The 15,535-nt window shown below is 59.6% G+C and carries 9 protein-coding genes, 3 tRNA genes and 1 riboswitch; of the genes, 4 read left to right on the top strand and 8 right to left on the bottom strand.

Annotation, left to right across the window (positions count from 1 at the left end; all coding sequences use genetic code 11):
• Positions 1-66 precede the first annotated feature (66 nt).
• Positions 67-1,248: an aminotransferase-like domain-containing protein gene (locus tag LD28_RS0109765; protein ID WP_033136785.1), complete on the top strand. Its 1,182-nt coding sequence runs from the start codon at positions 67-69 to the stop codon at positions 1,246-1,248.
• A gap of 74 nt (positions 1,249-1,322) precedes the next feature.
• Here LD28_RS0109765 and LD28_RS0109770 read toward each other — a convergent pair whose 3' ends face one another.
• Entirely contained in the window at positions 1,323-2,852 is a 1,530-nt protein-coding gene (locus LD28_RS0109770; RefSeq protein WP_033136786.1) for an EAL domain-containing protein, read from the bottom strand.
• Between the two features lie 251 nt (positions 2,853-3,103).
• Between LD28_RS0109770 and LD28_RS0109775 the strand changes: the two genes are divergently transcribed.
• Positions 3,104-4,009, top strand: a complete 906-nt coding sequence (locus tag LD28_RS0109775; RefSeq protein WP_033136787.1) for a TIGR01777 family oxidoreductase — start codon at positions 3,104-3,106, stop codon at positions 4,007-4,009.
• A 126-nt stretch (positions 4,010-4,135) separates the two neighbouring features.
• On the opposite strand, the gene LD28_RS0109780 is transcribed toward LD28_RS0109775, so the two are convergent.
• Together LD28_RS0109780 and LD28_RS0109785 are read right to left on the bottom strand one after the other, a co-directional pair.
• The gene (locus LD28_RS0109780) at positions 4,136-6,583 is read right to left on the bottom strand and encodes an ABC transporter permease (protein WP_033136788.1); all 2,448 of its coding nucleotides are present in this window, start codon (positions 6,581-6,583) and stop codon (positions 4,136-4,138) included.
• Between the two features lie 36 nt (positions 6,584-6,619).
• Entirely contained in the window at positions 6,620-7,315 is a 696-nt protein-coding gene (locus LD28_RS0109785) for an ABC transporter ATP-binding protein (RefSeq protein WP_033136789.1), read from the bottom strand.
• A 56-nt stretch (positions 7,316-7,371) separates the two neighbouring features.
• Here LD28_RS0109785 and LD28_RS0109790 point away from each other — a divergent pair, with 56 nt between their 5' ends.
• On the top strand, positions 7,372-7,983 hold the full coding sequence (locus tag LD28_RS0109790) for an arylesterase (RefSeq protein ID WP_033136790.1): 612 nt from the start codon (positions 7,372-7,374) through the stop codon (positions 7,981-7,983).
• A gap of 206 nt (positions 7,984-8,189) precedes the next feature.
• On the opposite strand, the gene LD28_RS0109795 is transcribed toward LD28_RS0109790, so the two are convergent.
• Positions 8,190-9,134 carry a chemotaxis protein CheV gene (locus LD28_RS0109795; protein ID WP_033136791.1) on the bottom strand — a complete coding sequence of 315 codons (945 nt, stop codon included), beginning with the start codon at positions 9,132-9,134 and terminating at the stop codon, positions 8,190-8,192.
• 139 nt (positions 9,135-9,273) lie between these two features.
• Positions 9,274-12,300: a glycosyl hydrolase family 18 protein gene (locus LD28_RS0109800; protein WP_050514290.1), complete on the bottom strand. Its 3,027-nt coding sequence runs from the start codon at positions 12,298-12,300 to the stop codon at positions 9,274-9,276.
• Positions 12,301-12,415: 115 nt separating this feature from the next.
• Positions 12,416-12,498: riboswitch (cyclic di-GMP riboswitch) on the bottom strand.
• A 293-nt stretch (positions 12,499-12,791) separates the two neighbouring features.
• Between LD28_RS0109800 and LD28_RS0109805 the strand changes: the two genes are divergently transcribed.
• A complete protein-coding gene (locus tag LD28_RS0109805; protein ID WP_033136792.1) occupies positions 12,792-14,975 on the top strand; it encodes an ExeM/NucH family extracellular endonuclease in 2,184 nt (727 codons plus the stop codon).
• A 169-nt stretch (positions 14,976-15,144) separates the two neighbouring features.
• Here the strand turns inward: LD28_RS0109805 and LD28_RS0109810 are convergent.
• The 3 genes from LD28_RS0109810 to LD28_RS0109820 all read right to left on the bottom strand — a co-directional run bounded on the left by LD28_RS0109810 (position 15,145) and on the right by LD28_RS0109820 (position 15,453).
• Positions 15,145-15,220 (bottom strand) — tRNA-Ala (locus tag LD28_RS0109810).
• A 33-nt stretch (positions 15,221-15,253) separates the two neighbouring features.
• Positions 15,254-15,329: transfer RNA gene (locus LD28_RS0109815), tRNA-Ala, on the bottom strand.
• A 48-nt stretch (positions 15,330-15,377) separates the two neighbouring features.
• Positions 15,378-15,453 (bottom strand) — tRNA-Ala (locus LD28_RS0109820).
• Positions 15,454-15,535 lie beyond the last annotated feature (82 nt).

Consider the following 15,535-nt stretch of genomic DNA (forward strand, 5'->3'; position numbering starts at 1 on the left):
ATCTGATACAAACGGATAACCTGGCGGTCGAATGGAGCGACCGCCCACATGCCGAGAGAATTGTCTATGCAGCCGTTTTTTGCCCAGCGCTTCGAGAAGGTCGAACCTTCCTTTATCCGTGAAATCCTCAAAGTTGCCGCCAATCCGGAGATCATCTCCTTCGCCGGTGGCCTGCCCAATCCCCACCTGTTTCCGGTCAAGGCGATCGATCAGGCCTGCCAGGATGTACTGCGCGAGCAAGGGGCTGCAGCCCTGCAATATGCCGCGACCGAGGGCTTCGCCCCGCTGCGCCAATATATTGCCGACCGCTATCTGACCCGCCACGGCATGCAGGTCAATCCGGACAATATCCTCATCACCAGTGGCTCCCAGCAAGCGCTGGATCTGCTGGGCAAGGTGCTGATCAACGAGGGTCAGGATCTGATTATTGAGGAGCCGGGCTATCTTGGTGCCATTCAGGCCTTCTCTGTCTACCAGCCCACCTTCAAGCCGATTACCCTCGGGGAAGCCGGGCTGGACCTGGCGGCGCTGGATGCGCTGCTGGCAAGCGGCTCCAATGCCAAGCTGCTCTACGGCGTGCCCAACTTCCAGAACCCGAGCGGCGTCTCCTACAGCCGTGCCAACCGCGAGGCGCTGGCGGAGCGACTGGTCAGCCACGAGCTATTGATGGTGGAAGATGATCCCTACGGCGAGCTGCGTTTCGAAGGGGAGCATCTGCCCCCGATTGCCAAGCTGGCGCCCAACAATACCGTACTGCTCGGCTCCTTCTCCAAGACCGTCGTCCCTGCCTTCCGCCTCGGCTGGATGGTGATGCCGGAGTGGCTGCGCAAGAAGGTGACCATCGCCAAGCAGGCCACCGACCTGCACAGCAACGCCTTCAGCCAGCAGGTACTGCATCGTTTCCTGATGGATAACTCCCTCGATGCCCATCTGGAGAAGATCAAGGAGGTCTATGGCCGTCAGCGCGCCGCTATGGAGGCCGCTCTGGCCCGCCACTGCCCGCCCGGCGTCAGCTACACCAGACCCGAAGGGGGCATGTTCCTCTGGCTGACCCTGCCTGCCCACATCAGTGCCATGGCGCTGTTTGACGAGGCGATCAAGGAGAAGGTGGCCTTCGTGCCCGGCGCCCCCTTCTATGTGCGTCCCGAGATCAAGAACACCTTGCGCCTGAGCTTCTCCTGCGTCGATGAAGCGACCATCGAGGAGGGGGTCAAACGCTTGGCCCGCGCCCTCCAGCGCATGCTCTGATCGCCCAAGCCAAACGGCACCAACAAAAAACCAGCGAAAGATCGCTGGTTTTTTTATGCCGCCCACTCAACCCATCAGCCAAACAGAGTCTTGCGGAACTGCTTCATCGGGATGGGGCGACCATAGAGATACCCTTGCAGATAGTCAACGTGGCGAGCCCGCAGGTAGTCCGCCTGAGACTGCTTCTCGACCCCCTCCGCGATCAGGATCAATTCCAGTCGCTTCGCCAGATCAATCACGTTTTCAACGATATGGCTGGAGAGTGCATCTGTGCCAATCATCTCCACAAAGCTCCGGTCAATCTTGAGTGCATCGACCTGAAACTGTTGCAGATAGGTCAGGCTGGAGTGACCGGTGCCAAAGTCATCGATCGAGATCAACACGCCCAGTTTGCGCAATTCGGAAAACATCTGAGCGGTCGTCTCATCAGCCACCAGCAGTTCCCGCTCAGTCAGCTCTAGCCCCAAATCAACGGGATTGTCCTTAAACGCGTGGAGAAACGCCTTGCAGTCAGCCAACAGGTCGAGATCCTGAAAGTGCTTGGCGCTGATATTGAAGCAAAAATGAAACTTTGCTGGCAACTTGCGGGCATGAGGGGAGAAGTGGTCACGCACCTGAGCCATCAACAGGCTGGTCATGGGCACAATCAGCCCGCTATCTTCCGCCAGCGGAATAAAGCGATCCGGCGAGATCATCCCCTGTTTGGGATGCTGCCAGCGCATCAGCACCTCACAGCCACGCCATTGCTCATCCTCACCGGTGACCACCGGCTGCAGGTAGGGGATAAACTCCTCCTCGATCAACGCCCGCTTGAGCTCCTCCGATGGTGAGCTGCTACGCCCCATCAGCCTGAAGGTGCCGAATCCTATCAGCAGCGCCAGCAGCGGAGAGAGGATCAAGGTGTCTCTGGAGTAGCGCCATGCGTGGCTCAAGTAGTCATGCACTGTCACCTGGGTGACAACCTGATAAGGGAAACCGACCGAAGAGAGGGCGATATAGCCCTCTTCTGCCGGAGAGGGCGCCGCCCCGACCTGACCTGAGCCAAACAGTGCCTTCTGCCCCACCACCAGAGCCATCGGGGAGTTCTTGCTGGAGATATCCAGGGTATTGCGCAGGTAGTAGCCATCCACACCGATCAGCACACTCCCCTTGTCCGTCTCATGACGCAGCACGATCAGCGGGCGATCCGGTGTGACCTCATTGCCCGGCAGCAGTTGCAGCTTGCCTTCCACATAGTTGTCCGGATTGAAAGGGCCATCGTAGTCACCATAGAGCGAGGTACAGTAGATGCGACTGCCGACAGCCAGATTGGCGGAACGGACATCGGGAACCGTGGCCACCTGTTCGCGCAGCAGTTGTGCCGCCTCCTGACAGGGGTGACCAAGCATCCCCTCCACATTGATGGCTGCTTGCCGGGCATGGCCGATGGAGCGATCAAACATCATCTGGGCACGCTGCAACCGTGACTCGGCATCACGCTCTATCTCCGTCACCGTCTGCCAGATGACAGCAACGACGCCCAGCAGCAGGATCCCACCCCCCATCAGCAGCGCCACCAAAATCCTCGAGTAAAGCTGGCGAAATTTCAAACGACGAAATGGCATGGCGGCCTCTTTGATGCACAAATGAGTGGTGACAGCCCCGGTGGACAGCGCGAAGGGTCGCCATAATAGCGATTGAGCAACAAATGTCCACCCAACAAAAATCAATCAATTCAATCTATTGTTTAACAACTTATTTAACACGCATTATGCGGTTAACAGTCTGAAGCTGTGCATCACCCGCCCGGGAACCCTGCTTGTTGATCCGGGACGAGGCCATTAGAGTAGAACAAACGTCCGCAGGAGAGCGCCGCATGAAGATACTTATTACCGGAGGAACCGGCTTTATCGGCCGCCGTCTGGTCGCCCATCTCAAGGTCAATCACGAGGTGGTGGTGCTGAGTCGGCAAGGCAGCCACGCCTACTCCCTGCTGGGGCACGATATCAAGGTATTGGATAGCCTCGACCGGCTCGATGACCTCAATGACGTGGATGCAGTGATCAATCTGGCGGGTGAGCCCATCGCCGCCGGACGCTGGAGCGAGTCGCGCAAACAGCTGCTCTGCGATAGCCGCTGGCTGCTGACCGAGCAACTGGTGGATCTCATCAAGCTCTCCAGCACGCCGCCCAAGGTGCTGATCAATGCCTCCGCCATCGGCTGGTATGGCAGACAGGGCACCGAAACCCTCGACGAGCAGTGCCGCTCTCCCAGCGACGAGTTTACCCACCAGCTCTGCCAGCAGTGGGAGACCTTGGCGCAGGAGGCCCAGAGCAGCCAGACCCGGGTCTGCATCGTGCGGATTGGACTGGTGCTCGGCATGGATGGGGGGGCGCTGCCCAAAATGCTCCCCCCCTATCGACTCGGGCTCGGCGGCCCAATGGGGTCTGGCAGCCAGATGATGAGCTGGATCCATGTGCAGGATCTGGTGCGCGCCATGCTGTTCCTGCTGGAGCACGAAGAGTGCAGCGGCATCTTCAACGGAACCGCACCTCATCCGGTCAGTAATCGGGAGTTCAGCCAGACCCTGGCCGCCACGCTGCACCGTCCGCACCTCTTTTTCGTCCCGGCACCGCTGCTGCAACTGGTGATGGGGGAAGCGGCGGATCTGCTGCTGACTGGACAAAAAGTGCTGCCAGCCCGGCTGCAACAGGCCGGTTTTCACTTCAGCTATCCCGAGCTGCCGAGTGCCCTCACCAATCTGCTGCGCGAGCCCCGTTAGCTCGCTTAGCCCACTCGCCAACACCTCGCATAGCAAGCAGCCCAGCCAATGGCCGGGCTGCTTGCTTGTAGGTGATAGTGGGTGGTCGATGGCGCCATGTGGTGGCATCGGTTCGCACTGTCGGGATTACAATAACCCCTGACCCAGACCCCGCAGCCGATCGCTGAGGGTGCCAGCCAGCAATTGACGCTGCATCCCCTGCCCAGCCAGCGCCACCAACAACGCCCCCAGCGTCGGCAGGCCGAGCCAGATGGCCCAGTGGAACTGCCACAGCCCCTCGAACCACCACCACTGCAGGCCAAAGGAGCAGAGCTCCACCACCATGGCCGCGCAGAGTCCCGCCAGCGCGCCACTGGCCACCAGCTCCCAACGCAGCATCTGTTTCAGCAGGTTGCTGCTGGCACCCAAGGTGCGCATCAGCAACAGCTCGCGCCGACGCTGGGCCATGCAGGCCTGGGTCTGGGTCAGCAGCACCAGCAGCGCCGCCACCGTCACCAGCCCCAGCATCAGAGCCAATGCCCGGCTCACCTGCTCCGATACCTGAGTGAGCCGCGCAATCAGGTCATCCACATCGATCAGGCTCACCGTGGGGTGACGGCGGATCAGCTCCACCTCGGCAGTGCGCCCCGCCTCGGGCAATCGGTAGCTACCGATCCAGGTCTGGGAGAATGAGGCCAGCAGATCGGGGGAGAAGATCATGTAGAAGTTGGGGCGCATATTGTCCCATTTGATGTTGCGCAGACTGGTGACCTGCGCCCCGAAACTGCGCCCCTCGATGGTAAACGCGAGCATATCCCCCAACTTGATATCGAGCCGCTTGGCCAGCTCGCTATCCACCGATACCTCGCCGGGGCCGGAGAGCCATCTCCCGGCCACCAGCTTGTTGTCGGCTGGCAGGGTGACCGTGGTGGTGAAGTTGAGCTCCCGATCGACCCCCTCGCGGCCGCTGCGGGCCCCCTCACCCACCGCCTCGCCGGCGATATGGGTCAGCCTGCCGCGCACCATGGGATAGAAATCGGAGGTGGTGGCCCCTGCCGAAACCAATTCGCCGAGGAGCCCCTCCCGCTCGCTCTCGGTCACATTGACCAGAAAGCGGTTTGGCGCATCGGCGGGCAGGCGGGCAGAAAACTCATCCAGCAGATCGACACGGGCCGCCCAGAGCAGGCCAAACAGCATCAGCGCCAGCGCAAAACCCGCCAGCTGAAACAGGCCACTGCTGCGCTCGCGCGACAGGTGGGCCAGCGCCAACCGCAAAGCATGAGGCCCGCTTACCCTTGCCCCCAGCCGCAACATCAGCGCAGCAAACAGGGCCAGCAGCCCCATCAGCAATCCCATGCCACCCACCAGACCCAAAGCCAGCCGCACATCGGCAGTGAACCCCCACACCAGCGCAAACAGCCCGAGCAACCCGACCGGCAGGGCCAGCCAGGGGGGAATGCCCGCCTCCAGCTCCCGGCGCAATACCCGCAGCGGCGGCACTTTCAACAGCCGCAAGAAGGGCACAAAGGCGAGCAGCAGGGTGATAAAGAGCGCCACCGCTACCCCCAGGGCAAAGGGGCGCCAGGAGGGGGGCGGCAGATCCGGCGGCAACAGCTCCCCCAATAGTTGCAAGGTAAGCCACTGCATGGCGGTGCCCGCCACCAGCCCCAGCAGCGCACCAATCAGCGTCAGCGACAGCAGCAGTACACTCATCAGCTGCCACAGGCTGGCACGAGATGCCCCCAGCGTTTTGAGCAGCGCCACCATATTGGTCTGGCGCTCGGCAAAGTGGCGCACCGCGATACCCATCGCCAGCGCCCCCAGCAGCACTCCACTCAGCGAGGCAAGCCGGAAGAAACGCTCGGCATTGGCCAGCGAGCGGCCCACGCTGGATTTACTGTCATCCGGTTTAATCCACTTCTGTCCGGCCTGCAGTTGTGGCCGCAGCCACTGTTCGTAACGGGCCAGCGACTCCCGCGACCCCTTGAACAGATAGCGCCACTGCTGACGACTGCCCGGCAGCAGGGCGCCGGTCGCCTCGATATCGGCACTGTGGATCAGCGCCCGTGGCGCCAGCAGGAAGGGGCTGAAGCCCTGATCCGGCTCCTCGCCAAGCAGACCGGCCACCTTGAGCACCGTATTGCCCACCTCAAGCTCATCCCCCGTTTTGGCCTGCAGCAGCTGCATCACCCGGGCGGAGAGCCAGATCTCGCCGGGGGCCGGGGCTCGCGCCGGGGTCAGCTCCAGCTTGCCGTAGAAGGGGAAACCGTCAGGCACCGCCCGAATGGAGGCGAGCTGCAGCGCATCGCCGTGAAACAGCATGCTGTTGAAGCTGACGGTGCTCTGCACCGCCAACCCCTCCTGTTTCGCTCGGGCCAGCCAGCCATCCGGCAAGGCGGCAGCGGTGCGCAGCACCCGATCCGCCCCGATAAAATCACGGCCCGACGCCTTGAGGCCGGCATCGAGCCGATCCGCTACCAGCGCCACACTCAAGACGCACGCCACGCTCAGGGCCAGCGCCAGCACAAACCAGCGCAGTTCACCGCTGACCCCTTCCCGGCGAAGCAGTCGCCATCCCAATCGCCACTGCATCATCCCTTGCATCTCCCGCCTGACCCACAACTCACCCCGTTACACCACACCATGGGCCACCTCGCGATCCAGCCTGCCCGCCGTCATGACCACCTGCCGCTGGCAACGCTCGGCCAGCTGATGGTCATGGGTTACCACCACCAGGGTGGTGCCGTGCTTGCGATTGAGTTCAAACAGCAGCTCAATCACCTTCTCGCCGGTCTTGCTGTCGAGGTTGCCGGTCGGCTCGTCTGCCAACAGCAGGCTGGGGCGGGTCATAAAGGCGCGGGCGATGGCCACCCGCTGCTGCTCACCGCCGGAGAGCCTTGGCGGCAGATGGTGCAACCGCTCGCCAAGCCCGACCGCCGCCAGCAGCTCGCGGGCTCTTGGCTCGCAATGGCGCTCACCGCGCAGCTCGGCGGGCAGCATCACATTCTCGAGCGCCGTCATGGTCGGAAGCAGCAGGAACGACTGGAACACAAAGCCGATCTGCTCGGCGCGCAATCGGGCCCGCCCCTCTTCATCCAGCTCGCCGAGAGATTTGCCGAGGATTTCGATATCCCCCTGACTCGGCAGATCGAGCCCGGCCAGCAGCCCCAGCAGGGTGGACTTGCCGGAGCCGGAGGCGCCGACCAGAGCCACCGTCTCGCCGCTATTGACTTGCAGATCGATCCCTTCAAGGATGGTGAGGCTTTCCTGGCCAAGGCGAACCGATTTGCCGAGGCCCTTAACGACAATAATGGGGGTTGAACTCATGCTCTGTGTCCTTTGTTCCAATCCCTTGATGGCAATCCATAGCGGGAGTTGAATTGATGGTGCGTATTCTGTTTGCCTTGTTCGTTGGCCTTGGCAGCCTGCTCTCGTCGGTTCAGGCCCAGACCCTGCTGGTGCTGGGAGACAGCCTGAGCGCCGGGTATCAGATGCAGGTTGAGCAGAGCTGGCCCGCCCTGCTCAACCAGAAATGGCAAGATGAGGGGGGCAAGCACACCCTGCTCAACGCCAGCATCAGCGGTGAAACGACGCAAGGGGCGCTGGCCCGTCTGCCCGCCCTGCTGAAAGAGCACAAACCGGACTGGCTGCTGATCGAACTGGGGGGCAACGACGGCCTGCGCGGCTTCGCGCCGACCATTACCCGCCAGAATCTGGCCAGTATGATCGCACTCGCCAAGGAGCAGCAGACCCGTGTGGTGTTGACCCAGATCCAGCTGCCCCGCAACTACGGTGCCCGCTACCTGCGCCAGTTCGAGCAGATCTTCCCGGAGCTGGCCCAGATCAACGATCTGCCGCTGCTCCCCTTCTTCATGGATGATATTGCGCTGCGCCCTGAACTTATGATGAACGATGGCATTCATCCCACCCCGGCGGCACAGCCCCAGATCCGCGATAAAGTTGCCCGTTTTATGGAGCCGCTGCTCAGCCAATAAACCCGCCTCTCTGAGCCAATATCCCATAAACAAACATCCCGCCAAAACAGGATGTTTTGCCATGGTCTGGCTGGCAGATAACATCTCAGTGGCGCCCCAGCACAGCCAATCAGTGATGCCAATCCGCCGCCAATATCCCAAAACAAAACATCCCGCCGAAGCGGGATGTTTTGTGATTGATTGAGAATGGCTGGGCAGGCTGCTTCTCAGTTTTCCAGCACCTGACGCAGCCGCTCCTGCGCAACCCCCACCAGCAGGTCGGGCTGAAACTTGGAGATAAAGCGGTCGCACCCTACCTTCTTGACCATGGCTTCGTTGAAGTTGCCGCTCAGGGAGGTGTTGAGGGTGATAAAGAGATCGGACATGCGCGGATCGCTGCGCACCTCGTGGGTCAGGCGGTAGCCGTCCATCTCCGGCATCTCGGCATCGGTGATCATCAGCAGGATCTCGTCGGTCACCTTCTTGCCAGCATCGCACCACCCCTTGAGCAGGGTCAGCGCCTGCAAGCCATCCTGACACTCGATAACCTCAAGCCCCAGCTGCCCCAGGGTCTCGCGCACCTGATTGCGGGCGGTGCTGGAGTCATCGACGATCAGCACCTTGCGGCCATGCATCTCGGGCAGGATCTCCCGATCCAGCACCTCTTCGGAGATCCGGATGTCATAGGTGATGATCTCCGCCAGCACCTTCTCCACGTCGATGATCTCGACGATCTGATCGACCCCGTCTTCCGGGATGCGGGTGATGGCGGTGAGGTAGTTGGCGCGCCCGGCAGAGCGCGGCGGCGGCAGAATATCCTTCCAGGTCATGTTGACGATATTGGCCACCTGCCCCACCAGAAAGCCCTGAATGGTGCGGTTGTACTCGGTGATGATGAGGTTGGATTCACTGTCGATGGGCATGGGGCGCATACCGATGGCGCTGCGCAGGTTGATCACCGGGATCGAGGTGCCGCGGATGTTGGCCACCCCACTGATATTGTGGTGGGAACCCGGCATTTTGCTAAGGTGAGGCAGCTTGACCACCTCCCGCACCTTGAAGACGTTGATAGCAAACATCTGGCGGGTGCCGAGACGGAACATCAGCAACTCCAGGCGGTTTTCCCCCACCAGTTGAGTGCGTTGATCAACTGAATCCAATATGCTCGCCATATGCTGACATCCATCTGATTATTAATCGACTCTATTATAGAGTCAGCCTGCCAGGAAAGGCAGGCGCATTTTCAACCAGCTCGACCAATCAGACAAAAAAAGTGGGGCCGAAGCCCCACTTATCTCATTGATTTCAAGATCAATAGCTACATACGGATTTCCAGCTGCCATCGCCCGCTTTAGGCTCGCTGCTGGTCCACCAGTTGGCCTGCCACACCACCTTGTTGTGGGTGATGCGATCGCCGCCATTGGCATGATCTCCCTGTGGCCAACTCGGGTAAGCCTTGTAGGCTGCCGGATTGATGTTCTGGCTGCTGCAAGTTACACCGCCCTCACCGCCACCTGAACCCAGTACGGCCTCCGGCAGGGTCGGGAACTCGGCCTTGAGACCCGCAATCTGGCTACCGCTGATAATACGGATGCCGCTCGGCACGCCGGCGGCCGGCAGATAGTAGGTCATCGCCACTTCCACATCGGTACCCGGCGTCCAGGCTTTCCAGGTTGGCAGGGTCAGCCCTACCTTGTGGAAGTCCTTCTCATTGGCAATGCCGTCGGAGTTCTGGTTACCACCGCTCTCCACCACTTTCAGCCCCATCCCGCTCTGGTCGGTGATGGTGTCAGAGGTAGAGGTCGGCACCAGGAACTCGATGCGGGCACCGCCCGGAATGGTCTGGGTCGAGTTGTTGGTGAGCTTGAGGGTCGGGTTGATCGGATAGTTGGAGTCACCATCCTTGAAGCCGGAGAGGCTCACCGCGATGTCGAGCTGGGCCGCTGGCGCTGCCAGATCGTTCTGTTTGGTGTTGTACTTGGTCGCCTTGGCGAACTTGTCGTAGGCGAGGGTGGTCAGGGTATCCCCCATCCCGTACTCGTTCTTGGCAGGATCGAAAGCGTAGTCGCCCGCCATCTCCCAGAACATCACCCCGCCCAGACCACGGTTGATGATGTAGTCGAGCTTGTGGCCCATTGACTCTTCATCTTCGGTAGAGAGGAACACTTTCTTCTCTTCGTTCCACAACCAGGGCGCGTGGGCCTTGTCATCGTAGTAACGCACATACTTGCCTTGCATCACGTGGGCGGGGTTGTTGGGATCCAGACCCCAGGCGGTGCCGTAGCTCGGCAGTGTAGTGATGCCGAGGCTGGCTGCGTGTTCCAGGTTCTTGGCATGCCACATGGGGACGGCGCCACCGCCGATCTCCTTGCCGTTCTTGTCCAGATCGTGCCAGATGTTGTCAATGCCGACCGCCCCGTTACCGCACGGAATGGTGCCGCCACCGGTACCCGGCTGACAATCGCTCTGGCTCGGCAGTGCTGCCTTGCCACCCAGACCGTGAGTGCCACCGCTGACCCCCTGCCAACCGCGGGTGTAATAGGGCACCCCCACGTTGATCTTGCCGGCCGCCAGCGCACCACGGAAGTAGTGGGCAGACCAGGCGGCGTTGAGATAGCCGATGCCACCAAACTCTTTCTGGGTATAGACACCCCAGTTGGCCAACTCTCCATCAGCCTTGTTATCAAACAGAGCGGCGTTGTGGCCGACAAAGTGGTTCCAGGCACCGTGGAAGTCGTAGGTCATCAGGTTGACATAGTCGAGGTACTGGGTGACCTGGAAGTTCTCCATCCCACGCAGCAGATAGGCGGACGCTGGCGAGGCGATGGTGAGCATGTACTTGCGGCCGTCCTCGCTGCCCGCCGCATCCAGCTTGCTGCGCAGGGTCTGCATCATCACCTTGTAGTTGGCAAACAACTTGCCGCGGCACTGGTTGGAGAGCGGGAAGTCGTTGGGGTTGCCCGCATCCTTCATCGAGGTGGGGTATTCGTAGTCGATATCGACCCCGTCAAAACCGTACTGACGGATAAAGCTCACCGCCGAGCTGGCAAGCGCATTGATGCCATCGGTGTTGACCGAACAATCACCCTTGGTGGTGGCGGTATAGAAGCCGCGCGTATCGGCCCAGCCCCCGACCGAGATGAGGGTCTTCACGTCCGGATACTGCTTCTTGAACTTCGACAGCAGGTTGAAGTGGCCCTTGTAGGCGAACTCCGGATCCATCTCGGCACCCGGCACACCATCCCAGGTCATCTTGGTGGCAGCGTCGTCCACTTTGATGGTGTGGCTCTGCTCGTCCACCGCCGCGAAGGCGTAGTTGATGTGGGTGATCTTGCTCCACGGAATGTCGCTCACCAGATAGGCGGGCAGACCGTTCTTGCCGGTGCGCCAAGAGGTGAAGTAGCCGATGACCCGGCGGGCATGGTCATCCCCCATGCACTCGTAGCCATCAGGACGATAGATCTGGCGGATATCGCAGGAGAGGTTGCCACCAGAGGGCGGCAGCGCGGCCTCCTCGACAGTGACGTTCACCGCGCCCGACTCGCCGCTCAGATTGGTCTTGTCAGTAGCCACCAGCTTGAGGGCGGCACTGCCCTTGGCATCCGGCGTCCAGTTGACCTGCCAGGGGGCGGCGTTGTCCTCACCCACCTTCTTGCCATCGACAAACAGCTCAACTTTGGCCACATCGTTGTTGGCATCGGTGACGTTGCCGCTCACTGCCACGCTGCGACCCAGCGTCACCTTGGCGCCATTGGCCGGGCTGCTGATGCTCGCCTTGGGCGCCTCTGGCGCTACCACGGCGGCGACCTTGAAGCTCGAATCCGCCTCGCTCAGCACCTTGCCATCCTTATCCAGCGCCCGCGCTTTCAGGACATGGGAACCCACACCGGCGGCACTCCAGCTGGCATTCCAGGGGGAAGCGCTCGCCGTGGCGACCAGCTTGCCGTCGACAAGGTATTCGACTTTGACCAGCGTAGTCACCGGGCCACTCAGGGTCACCGCCAGCGCAATGCTGGCCCCTTCATTGAAACTGGCACCGACAGCCGGTGAGCTGACGGCTACGCCGAGCGCCGGGGGTGGCACCTCGCCACCATAGGGCTTCCAGGCATCAGCCCAAACCACACCGGTACCGGGCGCATAGTGATAAGGGGATGCCCCGCACCAGCCAGAGTAGGGAAATTCTTTGCACTCGTAGAGGGCGCCGACGTTGCTGACGATATCGCCAGCCTTGTAGGCAGTACCGGATTTATAGGCGGGATAAGCGGCCTGAGCCCAGGCGGGCGCAGCCGCAAGGGCGACCAGCATGGCAAGCCTGCTGGGTCTGAAGAGCTGTTGCATATTGTTATCTTCCTTGTTTTGTCTTGGCATTGGTCACCAAGGCAAAGAACAATCGCAACCTGCATGATGGGCGCTGACAACTGGCAATGGACCTGCCACAAAAACCACCCTCACCCAGGGAAACCCCGCTATCTGGATCCAAGATCAAGACCGGAAGCATTGCGCCCCGACATCACTATCGGTTTGCCCTTTACCTGGGTTCCGTGAGGAACGACCTCAGTATAGAAAGGTGCCTTCCCGCCCTCAATCTTTATTCTCAAAGAGAATTATCACCTGAACCAAACGCATCCTGAGATTGAGGGTGAATTGATTGATTTATCAAAAAAATCATACTGTTACGTGGATCATAAAAATACAAACACAGTCTCTACCGACTCTGTTTAATGTGCACTGGCTCACTGTCTGACATGAGGAAAATGCAAAAATGCCACCCCCCTTGAGCAAAGACTCAAGGCTACGGAATAACTGGCAAAATAATAAAAGGAATAACAATGAACGCTACGCGTAATCTGCTGTCGCTTGCTATTGGGCTGGCGCTGGCATCCCCCTCTGTATTCGCCTATGACTGCCCGACCGATCAGGTCACCCCCATCTCCCAACTGCGCGCTGACTATCAGAACGGCAACATTGCCAAGACAGAGACCGCCAATCCCACAGGCTCTGGATTTACCAGCACCGAGACTCGAGTGGTAAAAGGGCAGGTCACCGCCATTGGTAAAGGGTTGACCAAGGGTATTTATCTGACCGATACACAGGCCGGCAATGCCCAAGAATCCGCAGGTATTTTCGTCTTTTTGCCTGATGCCGAAAAAAAATTACCCGGCCTGAAACCTGGCTCGGAAGTCTGTCTTGAAACCCAAGTTCAGGATTTCTTCGGTGGCATACAGCTGAGGATGGTAGGCAACAACATTCAGATTAATGATGGCAGCGCAGCGCCGACCCCCGTCATGCTCAAGGTCAGAGAGGGTGAATCACTGGCCGAGACGCTCAAACGGCATGAAGGGATGCTGGTTGCGCTCGACAGTGCCAGCGACCTCAGGATCACCCGTACTTATGCCTTTGATTACGGTCCCAAACGCAGCAACATGGTGTTATCCCACAAAGCGCCGTTACTCAAACCGACCCAGTTGTATGAAGCGAATAGCCCCGAGGCCATCGCGTTACATCAAGCCAACCAAAATAATCAGCTGGTGGTTGAAACCGACAGCAAGGCCAAGGATGGTAAAATTGCCTGGTTCCCGGATCTTGATGCCGATACCGGTTATCTGCGGGTAGGCGATCAGATCCCCAAACTGCAAGGCGTCGTTGCCTTTGAGCATGGCAAATGGCGCCTGATCCTGTCACCGGATGCCCTGCTGAAAGCAGGCGATATTCAGGACAGACAAGCCCCCCGTCAGCATGCACCAGCACGGACGGATGGCACCCTACTGCGCTTGGGCAGTTTCAACGTACTGAACTACTTCACCAGCGGGGTCGGCGGCGATATCAACCCGACCTGTGGTGATGCTTTTACCCCTAAATGCAACCGTGGCGCCCCTACTGCCGAAGAGTTCCAGTTGCAAAGAGTCAAAATCGTCCACGCCATCCTCGATATGGATGCCGACCTGCTGGGGCTGATGGAGATTGAAAACAACGGCTATAAAGATGGCGCTGCGGTCAAAAATCTGGTCGATGAACTCAATAAAGGGCTCCCGGCTGACAAGCAGTACACCTATGTCATTCCGGATAGCAAGCTGCTCTACAAAGGCAAATTCTTTGGCTCCGACGCCATTGGCCAAGCCATTATCTATCGCCCTGCCCTGCTGACCCCACAAGGGGCCGCCGATATTATCCGGATGCCAGTCCAAAAAGAGGCAGGGGTACGCAAAGCCTCGCAGCGGGACTCTCTGGTACAGACCTTTAACGTCAAAGGAGAGTCCGAGCCGCTCACCCTGGTGGTCAACCACCTGAAATCCAAGCGAGAAGGCTGTCTGGAAAAGGACGATGGCAAGAGTGACCCAACCGCTCTGCAAGGGTTCTGTAACCAGTTCCGGGTCAGTGCCGCCAAAGCGCTGGGTGATGCGGTCAGCAAATTACCGGGTCAGGTACTGCTGGTTGGCGACTTTAACTCCTACGCCAAAGAGGACCCTATCCGGGTGCTCACCGACTACGTACCCAACCCGTCACACCCCATCACTACCGGCCTGCAAACCTATCTGGGGCTGCACTATACCGATACCGAGCAAACCGAACTGGGGGATGCGCCCTACACTGACGGCCAACAGTTCAGCCAACCCGGCTATGGCCTGATCGATCTTAACGTCAAATTTAACGGCAAAGAGGCGATCTCCTACAGCTTCGACGGGGAGCAGGGCACCCTTGACTATGCGCTGGCCAACAAGGCGATGGCCAAGCGGGTACTCAAGGTCTCCGACTGGCATATCAACTCCTATGAAATGGCGCTTTTCGAGTACGGCAAGAAAAACTCCGGTGGATTTGTCAAATCCGAGAACATGTATCGCTCCTCGGATCATGATCCAGTCATTATCGACCTGAAGGCGGAGCGGAGCGCCACCAATGGTTCATCCACCACAGACCAGGAAAATACGACAACCACAGCGACCACCTCAGGTGGCGGGGCGCTGGGATTCGGCCTGCTGGCCCTGTTGCCGCTGGCCTGGCGACGTCGGCGCTAACCGGCAAGCAGCTTAAAAGCAGCCAAAAGCCCGCGGAACTCGCGGGCTTTTCTGTTTTGGTCATTTGATTTGTAAATGAAAGACTGGAAAGTATGGGGAAAATAAATACCAGAGAAAACAAAAAGGCCACCGCTATGCGGTGGCCTTTGTGCTTCTTGTAACAAGAATTTGGTGGAGCTACGCGGGATCGAACCGCGGACCTCTTGCATGCCATGCAAGCGCTCTCCCAGCTGAGCTATAACCCCGATTTGTGCGAATGACGACAGTCACTCTGAATTTGGTGGAGCTACGCGGGATCGAACCGCGGACCTCTTGCATGCCATGCAAGCGCTCTCCCAGCTGAGCTATAACCCCAAATTCGGTACTGAATGAATGGTTCTGGCGGCCATTCATCCTAAATAGTGGTGGAGCTACGCGGGATCGAACCGCGGACCTCTTGCATGCCATGCAAGCGCTCTCCCAGCTGAGCTATAACCCCACAAAGGTCGGCCTGGGTGATACACACCGCACTGCCCTGGGTACTTCATTTCAATCAGGAACCTGGTGGAGCTACGCGGGAT

The organism is Aeromonas finlandensis (assembly GCF_000764645.1).
GTDB lineage: Bacteria > Pseudomonadota > Gammaproteobacteria > Enterobacterales > Aeromonadaceae > Aeromonas > Aeromonas finlandensis.

Bases quoted from the DNA above. Each gene is read 5' to 3' on its own strand.
- LD28_RS0109765 (WP_033136785.1), top strand. From the start codon at position 67: ATGCAGCCGTTTTTTGCCCAGCGCTTCGAGAAGGTCGAACCTTCCTTT.
- LD28_RS0109770 (WP_033136786.1), bottom strand. From the start codon at position 2,852: ATGCCATTTCGTCGTTTGAAATTTCGCCAGCTTTACTCGAGGATTTTG.
- LD28_RS0109775 (WP_033136787.1), top strand. From the start codon at position 3,104: ATGAAGATACTTATTACCGGAGGAACCGGCTTTATCGGCCGCCGTCTG.
- LD28_RS0109780 (WP_033136788.1), bottom strand. From the start codon at position 6,583: ATGATGCAGTGGCGATTGGGATGGCGACTGCTTCGCCGGGAAGGGGTC.
- LD28_RS0109785 (WP_033136789.1), bottom strand. From the start codon at position 7,315: ATGAGTTCAACCCCCATTATTGTCGTTAAGGGCCTCGGCAAATCGGTT.
- LD28_RS0109790 (WP_033136790.1), top strand. From the start codon at position 7,372: ATGGTGCGTATTCTGTTTGCCTTGTTCGTTGGCCTTGGCAGCCTGCTC.
- LD28_RS0109795 (WP_033136791.1), bottom strand. From the start codon at position 9,134: ATGGCGAGCATATTGGATTCAGTTGATCAACGCACTCAACTGGTGGGG.
- LD28_RS0109800 (WP_050514290.1), bottom strand. From the start codon at position 12,300: ATGCAACAGCTCTTCAGACCCAGCAGGCTTGCCATGCTGGTCGCCCTT.
- LD28_RS0109805 (WP_033136792.1), top strand. From the start codon at position 12,792: ATGAACGCTACGCGTAATCTGCTGTCGCTTGCTATTGGGCTGGCGCTG.